The 16,068-nt window shown below is 66.9% G+C and carries 19 protein-coding genes and 1 pseudogene; 8 read left to right on the top strand and 12 right to left on the bottom strand.

The window, feature by feature from the left end; translation table 11 throughout:
- Both CVM52_RS27750 and CVM52_RS17280 read right to left on the bottom strand, forming a co-directional pair.
- A pseudogene (locus CVM52_RS27750) lies at positions 1 to 122 on the bottom strand (GNAT family N-acetyltransferase); the annotation flags it as partial.
- Positions 119 to 841, bottom strand: coding sequence for a competence/damage-inducible protein A (locus CVM52_RS17280; RefSeq protein ID WP_100163710.1), 723 nt, complete (start codon positions 839 to 841; stop codon positions 119 to 121). The gene CVM52_RS17280 and the pseudogene CVM52_RS27750, both read right to left, overlap by 4 nt.
- A 50-nt stretch (positions 842 to 891) precedes the next feature.
- Between CVM52_RS17280 and sfsA the strand changes: the two genes are divergently transcribed.
- Together sfsA and map are read left to right on the top strand one after the other, a co-directional pair.
- Complete coding sequence (gene sfsA / locus CVM52_RS17275; protein WP_100163709.1) at positions 892 to 1,590, top strand: DNA/RNA nuclease SfsA; 699 nt, start codon at positions 892 to 894, stop codon at positions 1,588 to 1,590.
- 51 nt (positions 1,591 to 1,641) lie between these two features.
- Positions 1,642 to 2,472: a type I methionyl aminopeptidase gene (map, locus tag CVM52_RS17270; RefSeq protein WP_100163708.1), complete on the top strand. Its 831-nt coding sequence runs from the start codon at positions 1,642 to 1,644 to the stop codon at positions 2,470 to 2,472.
- A 10-nt stretch (positions 2,473 to 2,482) separates the two neighbouring features.
- On the opposite strand, the gene CVM52_RS17265 is transcribed toward map, so the two are convergent.
- The 3 genes from CVM52_RS17265 to CVM52_RS17255 are packed head-to-tail and all read right to left on the bottom strand — an operon-like array spanning position 2,483 to position 4,462.
- Positions 2,483 to 2,662, bottom strand: a complete 180-nt coding sequence (locus CVM52_RS17265; RefSeq protein ID WP_100163707.1) for a hypothetical protein — start codon at positions 2,660 to 2,662, stop codon at positions 2,483 to 2,485.
- A 40-nt stretch (positions 2,663 to 2,702) separates the two neighbouring features.
- On the bottom strand, positions 2,703 to 3,257 hold the full coding sequence (gene rsmD / locus CVM52_RS17260) for a 16S rRNA (guanine(966)-N(2))-methyltransferase RsmD (protein WP_100163706.1): 555 nt from the start codon (positions 3,255 to 3,257) through the stop codon (positions 2,703 to 2,705).
- Entirely contained in the window at positions 3,254 to 4,462 is a 1,209-nt protein-coding gene (locus CVM52_RS17255) for an NAD(P)/FAD-dependent oxidoreductase (protein WP_100163705.1), read from the bottom strand. The genes rsmD and CVM52_RS17255 overlap by 4 nt, the downstream gene beginning before the upstream one ends.
- A gap of 88 nt (positions 4,463 to 4,550) precedes the next feature.
- On the opposite strand from CVM52_RS17255, the gene CVM52_RS17250 reads away from it, so the two are divergent.
- Complete coding sequence (locus tag CVM52_RS17250; protein ID WP_100163704.1) at positions 4,551 to 5,039, top strand: peroxiredoxin; 489 nt, start codon at positions 4,551 to 4,553, stop codon at positions 5,037 to 5,039.
- On the opposite strand, the gene CVM52_RS17245 is transcribed toward CVM52_RS17250, so the two are convergent.
- The gene (locus CVM52_RS17245) at positions 5,036 to 5,737 is read right to left on the bottom strand and encodes a COQ9 family protein (RefSeq protein ID WP_100163711.1); all 702 of its coding nucleotides are present in this window, start codon (positions 5,735 to 5,737) and stop codon (positions 5,036 to 5,038) included. The genes CVM52_RS17250 and CVM52_RS17245 overlap by 4 nt on opposite strands.
- Before the next feature lie 116 nt (positions 5,738 to 5,853).
- Here CVM52_RS17245 and rpsU point away from each other — a divergent pair, with 116 nt between their 5' ends.
- Complete coding sequence (gene rpsU, locus CVM52_RS17240; protein ID WP_005614280.1) at positions 5,854 to 6,060, top strand: 30S ribosomal protein S21; 207 nt, start codon at positions 5,854 to 5,856, stop codon at positions 6,058 to 6,060.
- Between the two features lie 124 nt (positions 6,061 to 6,184).
- Here the strand turns inward: rpsU and CVM52_RS17235 are convergent, their stop codons facing one another.
- The 4 genes from CVM52_RS17235 to CVM52_RS17220 all read right to left on the bottom strand — a co-directional run bounded on the left by CVM52_RS17235 (position 6,185) and on the right by CVM52_RS17220 (position 10,409).
- Positions 6,185 to 6,454 (bottom strand): DksA/TraR family C4-type zinc finger protein, encoded by a 270-nt coding sequence (locus CVM52_RS17235; RefSeq protein ID WP_100163703.1) that lies wholly within the window; start codon positions 6,452 to 6,454, stop codon positions 6,185 to 6,187.
- Between the two features lie 48 nt (positions 6,455 to 6,502).
- Complete coding sequence (locus CVM52_RS17230; RefSeq protein WP_100163702.1) at positions 6,503 to 8,089, bottom strand: GMC family oxidoreductase; 1,587 nt, start codon at positions 8,087 to 8,089, stop codon at positions 6,503 to 6,505.
- Positions 8,090 to 8,177: 88 nt separating this feature from the next.
- A complete protein-coding gene (locus tag CVM52_RS17225; RefSeq protein WP_100163701.1) occupies positions 8,178 to 9,773 on the bottom strand; it encodes an OpgD/OpgG family glucan biosynthesis protein in 1,596 nt (531 codons plus the stop codon).
- 177 nt (positions 9,774 to 9,950) lie between these two features.
- On the bottom strand, positions 9,951 to 10,409 hold the full coding sequence (locus CVM52_RS17220) for an Lrp/AsnC family transcriptional regulator (protein ID WP_100163700.1): 459 nt from the start codon (positions 10,407 to 10,409) through the stop codon (positions 9,951 to 9,953).
- Between the two features lie 138 nt (positions 10,410 to 10,547).
- On the opposite strand from CVM52_RS17220, the gene ald reads away from it, so the two are divergent.
- Positions 10,548 to 11,666, top strand: coding sequence for an alanine dehydrogenase (ald, locus tag CVM52_RS17215; RefSeq protein WP_100163699.1), 1,119 nt, complete (start codon positions 10,548 to 10,550; stop codon positions 11,664 to 11,666).
- A gap of 76 nt (positions 11,667 to 11,742) precedes the next feature.
- A complete protein-coding gene (locus tag CVM52_RS17210; protein WP_100163698.1) occupies positions 11,743 to 12,726 on the top strand; it encodes a quinone oxidoreductase family protein in 984 nt (327 codons plus the stop codon).
- Positions 12,727 to 12,828: 102 nt separating this feature from the next.
- Here CVM52_RS17210 and CVM52_RS17205 read toward each other — a convergent pair whose 3' ends face one another.
- A complete protein-coding gene (locus tag CVM52_RS17205) occupies positions 12,829 to 13,458 on the bottom strand; it encodes a ribonuclease T2 family protein (protein WP_100163697.1) in 630 nt (209 codons plus the stop codon).
- 133 nt (positions 13,459 to 13,591) lie between these two features.
- Here CVM52_RS17205 and CVM52_RS17200 point away from each other — a divergent pair, with 133 nt between their 5' ends.
- Together CVM52_RS17200 and CVM52_RS17195 are read left to right on the top strand one after the other, a co-directional pair.
- Entirely contained in the window at positions 13,592 to 14,368 is a 777-nt protein-coding gene (locus CVM52_RS17200; protein ID WP_100163696.1) for a DUF1013 domain-containing protein, read from the top strand.
- A 254-nt stretch (positions 14,369 to 14,622) separates the two neighbouring features.
- The gene (locus CVM52_RS17195) at positions 14,623 to 15,795 is read left to right on the top strand and encodes a type III PLP-dependent enzyme (RefSeq protein ID WP_100163695.1); all 1,173 of its coding nucleotides are present in this window, start codon (positions 14,623 to 14,625) and stop codon (positions 15,793 to 15,795) included.
- A gap of 43 nt (positions 15,796 to 15,838) precedes the next feature.
- Here the strand turns inward: CVM52_RS17195 and CVM52_RS17190 are convergent.
- Positions 15,839 to 16,068, bottom strand: a 230-nt coding sequence (locus CVM52_RS17190; protein ID WP_172721025.1) for an amino acid synthesis family protein, incomplete at its 5' end; no start/stop codon positions are given.

The raw sequence follows: 16,068 nt of genomic DNA, 5'->3' as shown, positions 1-16,068 counted from the left end.
GCCGACACCCGGCTGCCGCCGCCCCGGCCCTCGCGCAGCGTCCAGGGCCCCAGCCTGTGATAGGCCGCGGCCGGCCAGGTGCCGTCGATGGTCGCGAACCAGTCCGGCGCGGCGGTGCTCACAGGCCAAGCTCGCTGCGCAATTCGGCCAAAGCGGCGTCGATCCGCCCCCGGTCGGTGCCGCGAAACACCACATTCGCGCCAAAGGCACCATCTAGCTGAAACGGATAGCAACCGATGCTCAGATCGTCATAGCGGCCGGCAATCAGCCCCAGCGGCCCGGCGATTTCGCCCTCGGGCCGGTCGACGCGGATGGAGTCCGACAGCAAGGCCGCGCCCCCGGTCAGCGAGGGCAGCACGCTGGCAACCATCGCCTCGAAAATCGCCGGCACGCCAGCCATCACATGCACGTTGCCCAAGGTGAACCCCGGCGCGGTCGATACCGGATTGTCGATCAGCACCGCCCCCTCGGGAATCCGCGCCATGCGCAGCCGCGCCGCGTTCAGCTCGGTGCCGGTGCGGGCATAATGCGCCTCCAGCAGCGCCCGCGCGTCGGCGCGCACATCGATGGGCACGTCAAAGGCGGCCGCGACGCTGTCGGCGGTGATATCATCATGGGTGGGGCCGATGCCGCCCGAGGTGAACACATGGTCATAGGCCTGCGACAGCGCCTGCACCGCCGCCATGATGGCCGCGCGGTCATCGCTGACCATCCGCGCCTCTTTCAGGTCGATCCCGCGGGCGGTCAGCTCGCCCGCCAGGTGATGCATGTTGGAATCGCGCGTGCGGCCCGAGAGGATCTCGTCTCCGATCACAAGCATCGCGGCGGTCGGGTTGGTCATCTCGTCTCGCTCCCTTGCATGGTCCTGACCGCCGGTATAGGGCGCGGCCCATGCGCTTTCAAACCCCTCTCGCACCGGCCCGGCTGATCCGTCGTTACAAGCGGTTCCTGGCGGATTGCCGGCTGGAGGACGGGCGCGAGGTGACCGCCCATTGCGCCAATCCCGGCTCGATGCTGGGGCTGGCCGAACCGGGGACGAAGATCTGGCTGGAACCGAACGACGACCCGAAGAAAAAGCTGAAATGGGGCTGGCGGCTGGTCGATCACGAAAACGGCCATTTCACCGGGGTCGACACCTCGGTGCCCAACCGCGCGCTGAAAGCCGCGCTCGAGGCCGGCGAGGTGCCGGAACTGGCCGCCTACCGCACCATCCGGCCCGAGGTGAAATACGGTCGCAACAGCCGCATCGACTTCCTGCTGCAGCAGGACGGCCTGCCCGATGCCTGGGTCGAGGTGAAATCGGTCACCCTGTCCCGCCAGCCAGGCCTGGCCGAGTTCCCCGACAGCGTCACCGCGCGCGGGGCCAAACATCTGGGCGAACTGGCCGAGATGGCGCAATCCGGACACCGCGCGGTGATGTTCTACCTGGTCCAGCGCACCGATTGTGCGACCTTCACAATTGCGCGCGATCTGGACCCGGCCTATGGCGTTGCATTTGACAAGGCACGTCAAATGGGTGTCGAATTGTTATGTTATGGCACCCGTATCACCCCGGATGACATCACCCTCGGGCCAGGCCTTTGCCTGTGACTCGGCGTCCTCTGGTTCTTCCTGCCCATGCATACTATTATTTTGAGCGATATGATGGAGCATTTTGTGAATAACGAACTTCGGGGTCGTCTGACCAAGGACGGCATTCGGATCTATGACCGGCCGGATTTCGCCGGCATGCATGCCGCCGGCGAACTGGCGGCCCGCATCCTGGATGACATCGCCGCCCATGTCTTCGTGGGTCAGACCACGGACGAGATCGACCGAATCATCACCGACCTGGTCGACCAGGCCGGCGCCAAATCGGCGACGATCGGCTATAAGGGCTATCAGCACGCCAGCTGTATCTCGGTCAATCACGTGGTCTGCCACGGCATCCCCGGCCCGAAAAAGCTGAAAGACGGCGATATCCTGAACATCGACGTCACCGTGATCGTCGATGGCTGGTACGGCGATACCAGCCGCATGTACGTGGCCGGCAAACTGCCGCGCAAGGCCGAGCGGCTGATCGAGGTCACCCATGACGCGCTGATGCGCGGCATCGAGATGGTGAAACCCGGCAATACCTTTGGTGACATCGGCCATGCCATCCAGAGCTATGTCGAGGCGCAACGGATGAGCGTGGTGCGCGATTTCTGCGGTCATGGGCTGGGCCGGGTGTTCCACGCCCCGCCCAACGTGCTGCATTACGGGCGGCCCGGCACCGGCGCGGTGCTGGAAGAGGGCATGTTCTTTACCATCGAACCGATGGTCAATCTGGGCCGGCCCGAAACCAAGACCCTGGCCGATGACTGGACCGCAGTGACCCGCGACAAGTCGCTGTCGGCGCAGTTCGAACATTCGGTGGGCGTCACCGCCGGCGGCTGCGAGATCTTCACCCTGTCGCCGGGCGGGAAATTCTACCCGACCTGGTCCGAATAGGGCCGCCGCCTCACCGCTCGCGGTCGCTGTCCCGCAGCAACGCCAACAGCAGCGTTTCGCCGCGCCAGGGCAGCACCGCATCGTGGATCAGCACCGGCGGCCGATAGCGCCTAGGCTCGGGGCCGGTGGTGTCCCGGGCCTCTTCGCCGCCGGTCCAGACCGCCGCAAGAGGGGGATTCGCTGTGCTCATGCCCCCGATGGTAGGGGAAGCGGTGCCGTGATGCACCCCCTCAGCCGGTCTTCCACATCAGCGTGATATGGGTGTCGCCGTATCTGCGGGTGTCGTGCAGTTCGAAACCCGGCGGCGGCGCCTGCGGCGTACTGTCTTCCCAGACCACCAGCGCGCCTTCGGCGATCCAGCCCCCCGCCAGCGCCGCCGCCACCGCCGCCTGCCCCAGCCCGGTGCCATAAGGTGGGTCAAGGAAGACCAGCGTAAATGGCGCCTCGGCGCAGGCACCCAGCCGCGTCGCATCGGCGCGCAACAACCGCGCCTCGGTGCTGCTGCGGGTCAGTTCGATATTCTTGCTGATCAGCCCGGCGCCGACGCGGCCGTTTTCTACCAGCACCGCCCGCTCGGCACCGCGCGAGAGCGCTTCCAGCCCCAGCGCGCCGGTGCCGGCAAACAGGTCCAGCACCCGCGCCCCGGCGATCACATCCAGATGGGTGAGGATCGAAAACAGGCTTTCGCGCACCCGGTCCGGCGTCGGGCGCAGATGCGCGCCGGGGTCGCCTTTGCCCACCCCGGCCAGCCGCAGGCCCCGGAACCGTCCCGCAACGATCCTCACGGTTTCAGCAGCGCCTTCAGATCGGCCGCCGGGTCGCCCACCACCGCCGGATCGGCGCTGCGCCCGGCCTCGATCAGCCGCTTGCCGATCATGTAGGCGCGCGGATCGTTCATCGCGTCCACCGCCAGCAGATCGTCGCCCCGATAATACCAGAACGACACCGTCGGCCCGTCGCCCTGCCGCGTCACGATGCGATCATAGCCGGTGTTCAGCCCGGCGATCTGCAACTTGACGTCATACTGGTCCGACCAGAACCAGGGCTTGGGCACGTAATCCTTGCCGGCGCCCAGCAGATTGCCGGCCACGCATTCGGCCTGGTCGATGGCGTTGGGCACGCTTTCCAGCCGCAGTCGCCGACCGCGATGCGGAAACGAGGTACAGTCGCCCGCCGCCCAGATATGCGGGTCCGAGGTGCGCCCCAGCCCGTCAACCTTGATGCCGTTGTCAATCTCCAGCCCCGCCGCCTCGGCCAGCGCGGTTGCCGGCGCGATGCCCACGCCGACGACGACGAAATCGACCTCCAGCGCGCTGCCATCGGACAGCACCGCACCGTTCACCCGTGTCTCGCCCAGCAGCCGCTCCAGCCCGACGCCTTCGCGGATATCCACCCCATGCCCGCCATGAAGCGCGCGGAAGTAATCCGAGGTTTCCGGGGCCGCGACCCGCTGCAGGATGCGGTCGGCCATTTCCACCAGCGTCACCTGCACGCCGCGCTTGGCCGCCACCGCCGCCGCCTCCAGGCCGATATAGCCGCCGCCGACAATCAGCGCCCGCTTGCCCGCGGTCACATGGGCCGCCATCGCATCCACATCGGCCAGGCTGCGCACCACGAAGACGCCGTCCAGATCGCCGCCAATTGCCGCCGGCAGGCGCCGCGGTTCCGAGCCGGTGGTCAGCACCAGATCGTCATACCGCAGCATCTCGTCGCCCAGCGTCACGGTCCGTTCTGCCGGGTCGATCGCCGTCACCTCCTGCCCCAGGCGCAAGGTAACACCCTGTTCGGAATAGAAACTTTCCGGCCGCAGATACAGCCGCTCCAGCGCCATCTCGCCCAGCAGATAGCCCTTGGACAGCGGCGGGCGCTGATAGGGCGGCACCGGTTCGGCACCGATCAGGGTGAGCTCGCCGTCGAAGCCGTCCTTGCGCAGCTTCGCCACCAACGACGCGCCCGCCTGCCCCGCCCCCACAACGACGATATGCCCCATTTCTCACCCCGTCTTCTATTCGTCCGCTTGAGAAAGCACTCTATATCCTGCAAGACTGCAACCGGAAATCCAGACACGGGGAAAGACGATGACGATATCAGCCGGAGACACGCTGCCGGACGCAACGCTGATCGAGCTTGGCGCCGACGGGCCGAAACCCACTTCGGTCGCCGACAAGGTCAAGGGCCGCAAGGTGGTGATTTTCGCCGTGCCCGGCGCCTTCACCTCGACCTGCACCAGCGCCCATGTGCCCAGCTTCATCCGCACCAAGGACAAGTTCGACGCCAAGGGTGTCGACGAGATCATCTGCGTCTCGGTCAACGACCCCTTCGTGATGGGCGCCTGGGGGGAATCGACCGGCGCCGCCGCGGCCGGCATCACCATGCTGGGCGATCCGCACAGCGCCTTCACCAAGGCCATCGGCATGGAGTTCGACGCGCCGCCGGTCGGGCTGATGGGCCGCTCCAAACGCTACGCGATGCTGGTCGAAGACGGCGTGGTCAAGGTGTTGCATGCCGAAGAATCCCCCGGCGAATGCGGCATCTCGGCCGGCGAAGGCCTGCTCGAAGCGATCTAAGCTCGGTTCCGGGCTGCCACCTTACCCGGCAGCCCGGACATCCGCCCGCGCCGCGGCGCCCGGATATGACCCAGCAACCAGTTCGGGCCGGCCAACAGCGGCTTTAACAGCGGGTTGCGGTTAACATCCGCCTTCAGCTTTTCAACCTGCATCACGTTGTCGATCCGCCGGTCCAGGAACTCCCAGGTCGCGGTGTGGCCGTCGCTTTCGTCGCCCAGCCAGTAGAGCAGCGTGGCGGAATAGACCGCCGCCAGCGTCGCCCGCTTGGTGTACCAGTTGTAATCCTCTGCAGTGTCGCCCAGCGTGGTCCAGATCAAATCGCAGGTGTCCCAGACCGCGCGCGCCCCGTCGGCGGCGTGCTGCGGCAGCGAAAACAGCGTGGTGCCCCGGCGCACCAGCTCGCGGTCCGGCACCGCCTCGAGCCGATAGCGCACCGCCGCGGCGATCTTGTCGCGCAACCGCAGGCTGTCCAGACCGGTCTCGTTCAGCCGCTTGACCATCGCCGCATCGCCGCGGGCGTGAAACGCCAGCGCCAGGTCGACCGCGCCGCGCGGGTACAGCGCGCGCGCCAGCGCCGGTGCCACCGCGCAATCGGCAATGGCCGCGCGGAAGGTGGTGTCGCTCCAGCCATCGAATGGCACATGTTCCAGGGCCGCATCCAACAGCCGTTCGCCGATCTCGTCATGACTGTCGCTCATCATCGCGCTCCCTTTTCACGCAAATCACAGGATGCTGGACAACATAGCCCGTCCTTGCTATAGGACCACTTCCTGCAAATCCTTGCAACTTTTACCAGAAAGGTGGTGACAACCACATGCAGGTTAGTGTTCGCGACAACAATGTCGATCAGGCGCTTCGTGCCCTGAAGAAAAAGCTGCAGCGCGAAGGCGTGTTCCGTGAAATGAAGCTCAAGCAACATTTCGAGAAACCGTCCGAGAAGAAAGCGCGCGAAAAGGCGGAAGCGATCCGCCGCGCACGCAAGCTGGCGCGCAAGAAGGCCCAGCGCGAAGGGCTGCTCTAAGCCGCTTTGCAGCATTCCGGCACCGGAAGTGACGACCCCCGTGGCATCCGCCTTCGGGGGTTTGTCGTTTTTGGCGCCGTCTTTCCCAACGGAAATCTAAACCGTGGCACGGCCACCCGCGGCGCTATTTCAGCTGGCTGTCCTTCGATCCGCGCCGGTTGATGCCACCGCGTTGCGCCGGGCGCAGGTCATGTTCCTGCTGGCAGTCGATGCACAGCTTGACGCCGGGAATCGCGGCGCGCCGCGCCTCGGGGATCGGCTCGTCGCATTCGGCGCAATGGGTCAGGCTGTCGCCGACCGGTGCGCGGCGGGCCTGCATCCGCTGCAGCTCATCCGCAATCGAGGCTTCGATCTGTTCGCTCACCGCGCCGTCGCGCGCCCATCCGCCTGCCATGGCCTGTCTCCGCTTGCGCCCGCCATGCTAGCGCATCCGCGCAACCGGTCAACGGGCCGCCGCGAGGATCATGTCGCTGGCCTTCTCGGCGATCATGATGGTCGGCGAATTGGTGTTGCCGCTGGTGATGGTCGGCATCACCGAGGCATCGGCAACCCGCAGGCCGGCGATTCCGCGCAGCCGCAGCGCCGCGTCCAGCGGCGCGGCCTCGTCGGCCCCCATGCGCACGGTGCCGACGGGGTGAAAGATGGTGGTGCCGATATCGCCGGCCGCGCGGGCCAGGTCGGCGTCGCTGTCGACGGCAGCGCCGGGCTTCATCTCTTCCGGGGCATAGCGCCGCATCGGCTCCTGCGCCATGATCCGCCGCGCCTGCCGGATCGCCGCCACCGCCACCGCGCGGTCGCCTTCGGTCGACAGATAGTTCGGAGCGATCTCGGGTGCCACTTGCGGATCGGGCGAGGTGATCTGCACATGCCCGCGGCTTTCCGGACGCAGGTTGCAGACGCTGGCGGTGATCGCCGGATAGTCATGCAGCGGCTGGCCGAACGCCTCCAGCGACAGCGGCTGCACGTGGTATTCCAGATCCGGCGTTTCCAGATCCGGGCGCGATTTCGAAAACGCCCCCAGCTGGCTGGGGGCCATCGACATCGGGCCGCGCCGGCGCAGCAGGTAGTCCAGCCCGATCGCCGCCTTGCCCCACAGCGAATTGGCCATGGTGTTCAACGTCTTGGCCCCGGTCAGCCGCCAGGCGCAGCGCAGCTGCAGGTGGTCCTGCAGGTTGCCGCCGATCTCCGGCATCTCGTGCTGCACCGCGATCCCGTGCCGGCGCAGCAGGTCGCCCGGCCCGATCCCCGACAGCTGCAACAGCTGCGGCGAATTCACCGCCCCCGCCGACAGGATCACCTCGGCCCGCGCATGCGCGCTGCGCAGCGCGCCGTCCTGTTGGTATTCCACGCCCACCGCGCGGCCCTCCCGCAGCAGGATGCGGGTGGCATGGGCATGGGTTTCCACCTTCAGCCGGTCGCGCGGCGCGTCGCGCAGGAAGGCGCGCGCGGTGGTCAGGCGCCAGCCCTTGCGCTGGTTCACCTTGAAATAGCCGACCCCTTCGTTGTTGCCGGTGTTGAAATCATCGCTGCGCGGCAGCCCCTCGGCCTCCGCCGCCGCCATCCAGTCATCCAGCAGATCCCAGTGCAGGCGCTGGTTGTCGACCCGCCAGACGCCACCGACGCCATGCATGTCCGAGGCACCATCGGCGTAATCCTCGACCCGCTTGAACAGTGGCAGCACATCGTCCCAGCCCCAGCCGGGCAGGCCCCTCTGCCGCCAGCCATCGTAATCCGCCGCCTGGCCGCGCAGGTACAACATCCCGTTGATCGCCGAACAGCCGCCCAGCACCTTGCCGCGCGGATAGATCAGCGAGCGCCCGTTCAGGCCAGGATCGGCAGCGGTGCGATACATCCAGTCGGTGCGCGGATTGCCGATGCAATAAAGGTATCCCATCGGGATATGGATCCAGTGGTAATTGTCCCGTCCGCCGGCCTCCAGCAGCAGAACCCGGTGCCCGGCCCCGGCCAGCCGGCTGGCCAGCACACAGCCGGCGCTGCCGGCGCCGATCACGATGTAGTCCCAGTCCATCCCGGCCCTCCTCCTGCCACCGACTGTCCCGCAGCCGCCGGGGCGGCGCAAGCGCGATCTGGCCGGCCCCGTGCAGCTTGTCGCTGGGTCAGGCGCGGGACTTCAGCAGCCGCCGCAACTGCGAGGGGAACAATTGCAGCAACAGCGTTTCGGTCATCACCCGACCCTGCAACTCGACAAACAGATGCAGATCGACCGGCGCGTCATCCTCGGCCGGCAGGCGCGAGATATCGAGGTCGAAGACCAGCCGCCAATAGTCTTCGCCAACCACCGGGTAGGTGTGCCCCTCGCCCACCGTCCCGCGCGAAGCGGTGATGCGCACCGCAAACGGATCCCGGCTGGTCAGCCCGTCGAAGCCGAAACCGTCGAAATCGCAGACAATCTTGGCCACCAGTTCGGGGCGCGGCTGTCCCGGATTGCCGCCCGCACCGATCCGCGTCGCGGTAAAGCGCGCCGCCACCGGCGGCACCGGGCAGTCCTCGACCCAGGACAGCCGATAGGCGAGGTTATATTCACCGCCCGCCCTGGCCGGAGCCTCCGGGGTCCAGAAGGCGACGATATTGTCGTGGATCTCGTCATCGGTGGAGATCTCCACCAGCCCGACCGATCCCGCCCCCCAGTCGCCCAGCGGCTCGACCCAGGCGCTGGCGCGTTTCTCGTAGAACACGCCGTCATCCAGATATTCCTCGAAGCGCCGCTCGCGCTGCATCAGGCCAAAACCGCCCAGCCTGCTAGCAAGAAAGCTGTTGGCCATCGTGCGCGGCGGATTGTTCAGCGGCCGCCAGATGCGGGTGCCGGCAGCGTCATGCACCTCCAGCCCGTCCGAATCATGCACCTCGGGCCGCCAGTCGGGGGCGATATGGCGGTTGTGCTTGCCGTACCAGAACATCGAGGTGAGCGGCGCCAGCCCCAGCCGCCCGACATCGCCGCGCAGGAATATCGCTGCCTCCACCTCCTGGATCACCCCGTTGTCGCGATGCGAGGTGATGCGATAGGCGCCGGTGGCGCGCGGGCTTTCCAGCAACGCGCAGGTGATCAGCCCACCGCCCGCCTGCGGCTCCAGCCAGAACCGGGTAAAGCGTGGAAATTCCTCGGGCTGCCCCGCCACCGCGGTGTCCAGCGCCAGGCCGCGCACCGACAGGCCGAACTGCCCGCTATAGCCCTCGGTGCGCCAGTAGGACGCGCCCAGGAAGGACATCCAGTCATTGCCGGTCTCGGCATCCTGCACCCGGAAGCCGGCAAAGCCTTCGGTCGCGGTCAGGCCCTGGGCCGGGTTGCCCTCGGGGATGTCGAAAAGCCCGGTGGAAAACGGGATCTCGCGCGCCATGCCCTGGTCCACCGCGTAAACCCGCACGGGCTCCTTGAAATAGCGGCCGGGAAAGAAGAACTGCACCGGCGAGGTATCGGGCCGGCCCGCCCACAGCGCCTGATCCTTGCGGAACCGGATCTGGTTGTGGTGGTCGTAATCGATCCGCTCCAGCATCTCGGCCTCGGGGATCGCGGCGGGCACGAAGGGCTGGCGCGCCATCGCGCGCGCCTTGTTCTTCAGCAGATCAAAGCTGAAGGCGGTGGCCGGGCCGGTGGCGGAATCGGAGGCTTGCGCAACCTCGGGCAGCAGGAAAAACGCCCCGGCGCCAAGGGCGGACAGCAGGGCGTCGCGGCGGGTCGGCAGAGACTGGGACATGGCAGCACTATGAATCAGTGAATGTCGGCGACGCAATCCATGGCCTGCGGGAAAAGCGCAAGAGACCGAGCAGGGCCGCGCCTGCGAATTCGGCCGCCTGTTGCGGAAAGACCGGGGATTTTCCGGCGGTTGCCGCTGTTCCGGGCAGAGTGCCGGGCGCCCGGCCCGGCGCGCCGCTCACACCGGCAGCGCCGTGGTCTTGAACACCGTGCGCAGGGCAAAGCTCGACTGCATCTGTGCCACCCCCGGCAGACGGCTCAGGTGCTGGCGGTGGATGCGGGCGAAATCCTCGGTATTTTCGGCCACCACCTTCAGGATGTAATCCGCAGTGCCCGCCATCAGATGGCATTCCAGCACATCCGGAATCCGCGACACCGCCTTTTCGAACCCGTCCAGCACCTCTTCGGACTGGCTCTGCAGGGTGATCTCGACAAAAACCGTGGTCGCCACCCCCATCTTGCGCGCATCCAGCAGCGCCACATAGCCGCGAATAACCCCTTCCGCCTCCAGCCGCTGTACCCGGCGATGACAGGCCGAGGGCGACAGATTGGCGGTTTCGCTCAGGTCGGCATTCGACATCCGGCCACTTTTCTGAAGCGCGGCCAGAATGCGCCGGTCGGTTGCGTCAAGCTGCACGTGTTGCACATCCCATGCGATTGTTGATCAATTTGGCGAAGATTATTCGAAGATCGAGGCAAAAGGCGACCGGAAATCTCAGCATTATTGCGCGGAACCGCTGATATGCTTGTAAAACGACAACTGAGGAGGTGAATCATGAAGATCGGCTGCCCGAAAGAGATCAAGCCGCAGGAATTCCGGGTCGGCATGACCCCCAACGCCGCGCGCGAGGCGGTCGATCATGGCCATCAGGTTCTGATCGAGACCGGCGCCGGCGCCGGCGCCGGATTCGACGATGCCGCCTATGTTGCCGCCGGCGCCAAGATCGCCGGCACCGCGTCCGAGATCTTTGCCGCCGCCGACATGATCGTCAAGGTCAAGGAACCCCAGGCCGCCGAACGCGCGATGCTGCGCGAGGGCCAGCTGCTGTTCACCTATCTGCATCTGGCGCCGGATCCGGAACAGACCCACGACCTGATCGCCTCGGGCGCCACCTGTATCGCCTATGAAACCGTGACCGACGCCCAGGGCGGCCTGCCGCTGCTGGCGCCGATGTCCGAGGTGGCCGGGCGGCTGGCGCCGCAGGTCGGCGCCTGGACGCTGCAAAAGGCTAATGGCGGGCGCGGCGTACTGATGGGCGGCGTGCCCGGCGTCGGCCCGGCCCAGGTGGTGGTGATCGGCGGCGGCGTGGTTGGCACCCATGCGGCGCGTATCGCCGCCGGCATGGGCGCGGATGTGACGGTTCTGGACCGGTCGCTGCCGCGGCTGCGCTATCTGGACGATGTCTTCGGTCGGCAATTCCGCACCGGCTATTCCTCGGCCGGGCTGCTGGCCGAGCACCTGGAACGCGCCGACATGGTGATCGGCGCGGTGCTGATCCCCGGCGCCGCCGCGCCCAAGCTGGTCAGCCGGGCGCAGTTGGCGGGCATGAAACACGGCGCGGCGCTGGTCGATGTCGCCATCGACCAGGGCGGCTGTTTCGAAACCTCGCGCGCCACCACCCATCAGGATCCGATCTACGAGGTCGACGGCATCATGCATTACTGCGTCGCCAACATGCCGGGCGCGGTGGCGCGCACCTCGACCATCGCGCTGGGCAACGCCACCATGCCTTTCATGCTGGCACTGGCCGACAAGGGCTGGAAACAGGCCTGCCAGGACGATCCGCACCTGCTGAACGGGCTGAACGTGCACGCGGGCAAGCTGACCTATTTCGCCGTCGGCAAGGCGCTGGGCATCGATGTGGTCTCGCCGCAACTGGCGCTGAAGGAATAGCCAGGCCGCTCCGGGTTGGCGCCGGCCCCGGCTCCGCGATATGCAGGGGCCGGATATGCAACAGGAGGACCCGAGGATGAGCCGGACGGCGCGCACGGTGGTGATTGAAAAACACGGCGGACCAGAGGTTCTGCAACTGGTGGAGCGCCCGGTGGGCGACCCCGGCCCGGGCGAGGTGCGAATCGCCCACAAGGCCTGCGGGCTCAACTTTATCGACGTCTACCAGCGCACCGGCCTTTACCCGCTGGACCTGCCCGCCGCGCTGGGGCTCGAAGCCGCCGGCGTGATCGAGGCCGTGGGCGACGGTGTCGACCATCTGAAACCGGGGGACCGCGCCGCCTATGCCAGCGGCCCGTCGGGCGCCTATTCCGAAGCGCGGGTGATGCCCGCCGCCCAGGTCTGCCCGCTGCCCGACGGCATCTCTTTCGACGAGGGCGCGGCGATGATGCTGAAGGGGCTGACCGTGCAATACTTGTTCGCGCGGACCACTCCCCTCCGGGCCGGCGACACCGTGCTGTTCCATGCCGCGGCGGGCGGCGTCGGCCTGATCGCCTGCCAATGGGCGCGTTCCGAGGGGATCACCCTGATCGGCACCGCCGGTTCGGACGAGAAATGCCAGCTGGCGCTGGACCATGGCGCGGCGCATTGCATCAATTACCAGACCGAGGATTTCCCCGCCCGCGTGCGCGACCTGACCGATGGCAAGGGCGTCGACGTGGTGATGGATTCGATCGGCAAGGACACCTTCCAGGGCTCGCTGGGGGTGCTGAAACCGCTGGGCATGATGATCTCCTTCGGCAATGCAACGGGTCCGGTGCCGCCTTTCAGCCTGGCCGAGCTGGCGCAGAAAGGGTCGCTGAAGATCACCCGCCCGACGCTGTTCACCCATATCGCCGATCACCAGACCTGCCAGGACATGGCGCAGCAGCTGTTCGGCAAGGTGACCGCCGGCGATATCAAGATCCGCATCGACCAGCGTTTCCCGCTGGATCAGGTCGCCCAGGCGCATCAGGCGCTGGAGGCGCGCAAGACCACCGGCAGCACCATTCTGGAACTCTGAGGCGAGGGGCGGGATGGGATGGACCCCCACTCCCGCCGCCCAGCGTGGCCCCTGAGCTACTCCGGGGCCGCGCCGCGGCCCCGGGCCGAAAACGTCACCGGTTTACTTCACCGGCTCGAACACCGCGTCCCGCATCCGGCAATCGCGCACCACGTCCTGGCCGCAGGGCACCGGGGTCAGCCCGCGCGACAGGCACAAACGCGCCTCCTGAATATGGCCCTCGGTGCAGGTGATGGTCAGCATATCGGGCGTCCAGTCCGGGTTGGCCTCCAGAAACGCCGCTTCCACCACCGCCGCGGGCAGCTGCATCCGCCGGTCGATCTGGCGAAAGATCTGCGGCCGTTTGACCTGTTCAAACGCCTGCCGCGACAGCGCGTAATAATCCGCTGCCGACAGCCCGGTGCAGACCCCGTGTTTGCGCCACTGGTGCCAGGCCAGCCCGGCGGTGCCCATCACATCGGCCATCGCGGCGGTCATGCCGCGTGTCGGCGGCGCCTCGGCGCTGCGGCAGAAGGACGGATAGCCGCGATGATATTGTGGCCACAGCCCGTGCAGCACCCAGCCAAAGGCGCGGCCCTCGGCACATTGCTCCGAGTTGCGGGCATAGCCGTGCAGCGCGCACCAGTTGGGCGACCAGCTGAGCGACAGCACGTAATAGTCGAATTCTCCGGCCTTGCCACGCTCGGCCAAAGCCGGCAGCGCGGTCAGCACCCAGATCAGAAACCAGCGCATTCGCCCCTTTCCATATCGGTCCTCCGCGAGTATATAGGCCTTCAGTTCCCCGACAACGGAAACCCGTCCCAGGCCCAGCCGGGACCGCCTGCGAAACCAGGCGACGGGAAAGGTTTGAATTAGGAGTAACGATATGGGCAAACCGATCATGGCCAAGGCCACCGCCGTTTGGCTGGTGGACAACACGACGATGACCTTCAAGCAGATCGCCGATTTTGTCGGCATGCACGAGCTTGAGGTGCAGGGCATTGCCGATGGCGACGTCGCGGCCGGCGTGAAAGGTTTTGACCCGATCGCCAACAACCAGCTGACCCAGGCCGAGATCGACTCGGCCGAGAAGAACCCGCTGCACAGGCTCAAGCTCAAGTTCAACGCCGCCGCCGTGGGCGAGGAAAAGCGCCGCGGCCCGCGTTACACGCCGCTGTCCAAGCGGCAGGACCGCCCCGCCGCCATCCTATGGCTGGTCAAGTTCCACCCCGAGCTGAGCGACGGCCAGGTCTCCAAGCTGGTCGGCACCACCAAGCCGACGATCCAGGCGATCCGCGAGCGCACCCATTGGAACATCTCCAACATCCAGCCGATCGACCCGGTCGCCCTGGGCCTGTGCAAGCAGAGCGAGCTTGACGCCGCGGTGCAGAAGGCGGCCGCCAAGAAGGCCGCCGAAGGCGCGGTGATGAGCGATGACGAGCGCCGCAAGCTGGTCAGCACCGAAACCTCGCTCAGCATGGAGCCCGAACCGAAGATCCCGACGGCGATCGAAGGGCTGGAAACCTTCTCGCTCTCCGGTTCCAGCAGCGATGACGACGAGGAAGAAAAGCCGAAGAAGGACGGCGATTACGCCGATGCCGACAGCTTCTTCAATCTGCCCCATGGCAGCCATGACGACGACGAGGATGACGAGGACAAATAAGCCTCGTCACCGCTCTGCCACGGCGCCGCGGCCGTGGCAGATTTGCACGTTCGGGGCGCGCTCCCGGAAAGAATGTTGCGCCCAGCCGAATTGCTCTTGATCGAATCCGCGCAACCGTTATCTCCACCGGCACAGACGCCAACGCACGCGCCTCTGGCCGGTCGGTAACACGGACCGACCCGCGTTTATGTAGCGACGGTAACGTCTCCTTTTGCACCTTCGCCCCGTCCGGGGCGTGTCCACTCGGAGATGACATGAACGCTACCGTCCAAGGCGCATTCCGCGCCCCGTCCGCTATCCCTCCTGACGCCGCTGCCGCCTATATCGCGCAGACCAGCTTTGACCGCCCCACACTGGTGATCGACCGCGCCCGCGTGGTGCGCCAGTATGACGCCCTGTCCGAGGGGCTGGGCGCGGCGCGCATCCACTATGCGGTCAAGGCCAACCCGGCGCCCGAGATCATCCGCCTGCTGGTCGAGCGCGGATCGCGCTTTGACGCCGCCAGCCGCGCCGAGATCGAGCTGTGCCTGGCGCAGGGCGCCAAGGGCTCGGAGATTTCCTTCGGCAACACCGTGAAACGGCCCGCCGACATCGCCTTCGCCTATTCCGCCGGCGTCGACCTCTTCGTCGCCGACAGCGAGGCCGAACTGGCCAAGCTGGCCGAACACGCCCCCGGCGCGCGCATCTACCTTCGGGTGATCGTGGAAAACTCGAAGGCCGACTGGCCGCTGACCCGCAAATTCGGCTGCGCGCCAGGATCGGTGCCTGGCCTGCTGGACCTGGCCCGCGACCTGGGCCTGCGGCCGGTCGGCCTGTCCTTCCATGTCGGCAGCCAGACCCGTCGCGCCGAGTTCTGGACCCCGGTGCTCGATCAGGTCGCCCGCCTGTGGCACGCGGCCATCGCCGACGGCCACCCGCTGTCGGTGCTGAATATCGGCGGCGGCTTTCCCGCTTTCTATGGCGAACCCATCGACGCACCGCGCGACTATGCCGCGCAGGTGATGGCCGCCGTGCATGCTCGCTTTGGCAAGGTTGGCTATATCATGGCCGAGCCGGGCCGCGGCCTGGTCGCCGAGGCCGGCCATATCGCCGCCGAGGTGCTGCTGGTCTCGCGCAAGTCGCAGTCCGACCTGCACCGCTGGGTTTACCTGGATATCGGCCGCTTCTCGGGCCTGGCCGAAACCGAGGGTGAATCGATCCGCTACCAGATCACAACCGCGCATGACGGCGGCGAAACCGGGCCCTGCATCCTCGCCGGCCCGTCCTGCGACAGCGCCGACATCCTCTATGAAAAACGCCCGATCCAATTGCCGCTGAACCTGCGCGACGGCGACCGGGTGATGATCCGCAACTGCGGCGCCTATACCTCGTCCTACGCCTCGGTCGGCTTCAACGGCTTCCCGCCGCTGGACGTCGTGGTGCTCTGACATCCGGGGCTGGCGGCCCCGGCCCGGTGCCGGGGCGCCCGCCTCAGCGCAGCCCGTCCTCTCCCACCACCTCCGCCGCCCGCAACCCGCCAACCCGCGGCAGCGGGCGGCCGCTGTCGGTGACCGCCACCGCCACCATGATCTCATCGGCGCGCGGCGCATCGTTCAGCCGCACCTCGACCCCGTCGAAATGCGACCGGACATAGGCGGCCTCCTTGTGGCCCAGCGGCACGTCCAGGCTCTGCCCCGGCCCGCCCATCTTTTTCGACGACG

It is taken from the genome of Pseudooceanicola lipolyticus (assembly GCF_002786325.1).
GTDB lineage: Bacteria > Pseudomonadota > Alphaproteobacteria > Rhodobacterales > Rhodobacteraceae > Pseudooceanicola_C > Pseudooceanicola_C lipolyticus.
This window is presented reverse-complemented; position numbering and strand designations above follow the sequence as displayed.

Bases quoted from the DNA above. Each gene is read 5' to 3' on its own strand.
- ald (WP_100163699.1), top strand. From the start codon at position 10,548: ATGAAGATCGGCTGCCCGAAAGAGATCAAGCCGCAGGAATTCCGGGTC.
- CVM52_RS17265 (WP_100163707.1), bottom strand. From the start codon at position 2,662: ATGAGCACAGCGAATCCCCCTCTTGCGGCGGTCTGGACCGGCGGCGAA.
- CVM52_RS17195 (WP_100163695.1), top strand. From the start codon at position 14,623: ATGAACGCTACCGTCCAAGGCGCATTCCGCGCCCCGTCCGCTATCCCT.
- CVM52_RS17225 (WP_100163701.1), bottom strand. From the start codon at position 9,773: ATGTCCCAGTCTCTGCCGACCCGCCGCGACGCCCTGCTGTCCGCCCTT.
- CVM52_RS17235 (WP_100163703.1), bottom strand. From the start codon at position 6,454: ATGGCAGGCGGATGGGCGCGCGACGGCGCGGTGAGCGAACAGATCGAA.
- CVM52_RS17230 (WP_100163702.1), bottom strand. From the start codon at position 8,089: ATGGACTGGGACTACATCGTGATCGGCGCCGGCAGCGCCGGCTGTGTG.
- CVM52_RS17245 (WP_100163711.1), bottom strand. From the start codon at position 5,737: ATGAGCGACAGTCATGACGAGATCGGCGAACGGCTGTTGGATGCGGCC.
- CVM52_RS17250 (WP_100163704.1), top strand. From the start codon at position 4,551: ATGACGATATCAGCCGGAGACACGCTGCCGGACGCAACGCTGATCGAG.
- CVM52_RS17200 (WP_100163696.1), top strand. From the start codon at position 13,592: ATGGGCAAACCGATCATGGCCAAGGCCACCGCCGTTTGGCTGGTGGAC.
- CVM52_RS17205 (WP_100163697.1), bottom strand. From the start codon at position 13,458: ATGCGCTGGTTTCTGATCTGGGTGCTGACCGCGCTGCCGGCTTTGGCC.
- map (WP_100163708.1), top strand. From the start codon at position 1,642: ATGATGGAGCATTTTGTGAATAACGAACTTCGGGGTCGTCTGACCAAG.
- rpsU (WP_005614280.1), top strand. From the start codon at position 5,854: ATGCAGGTTAGTGTTCGCGACAACAATGTCGATCAGGCGCTTCGTGCC.
- CVM52_RS17255 (WP_100163705.1), bottom strand. From the start codon at position 4,462: ATGGGGCATATCGTCGTTGTGGGGGCGGGGCAGGCGGGCGCGTCGTTG.
- CVM52_RS17210 (WP_100163698.1), top strand. From the start codon at position 11,743: ATGAGCCGGACGGCGCGCACGGTGGTGATTGAAAAACACGGCGGACCA.
- CVM52_RS17280 (WP_100163710.1), bottom strand. From the start codon at position 841: ATGACCAACCCGACCGCCGCGATGCTTGTGATCGGAGACGAGATCCTC.
- sfsA (WP_100163709.1), top strand. From the start codon at position 892: ATGCGCTTTCAAACCCCTCTCGCACCGGCCCGGCTGATCCGTCGTTAC.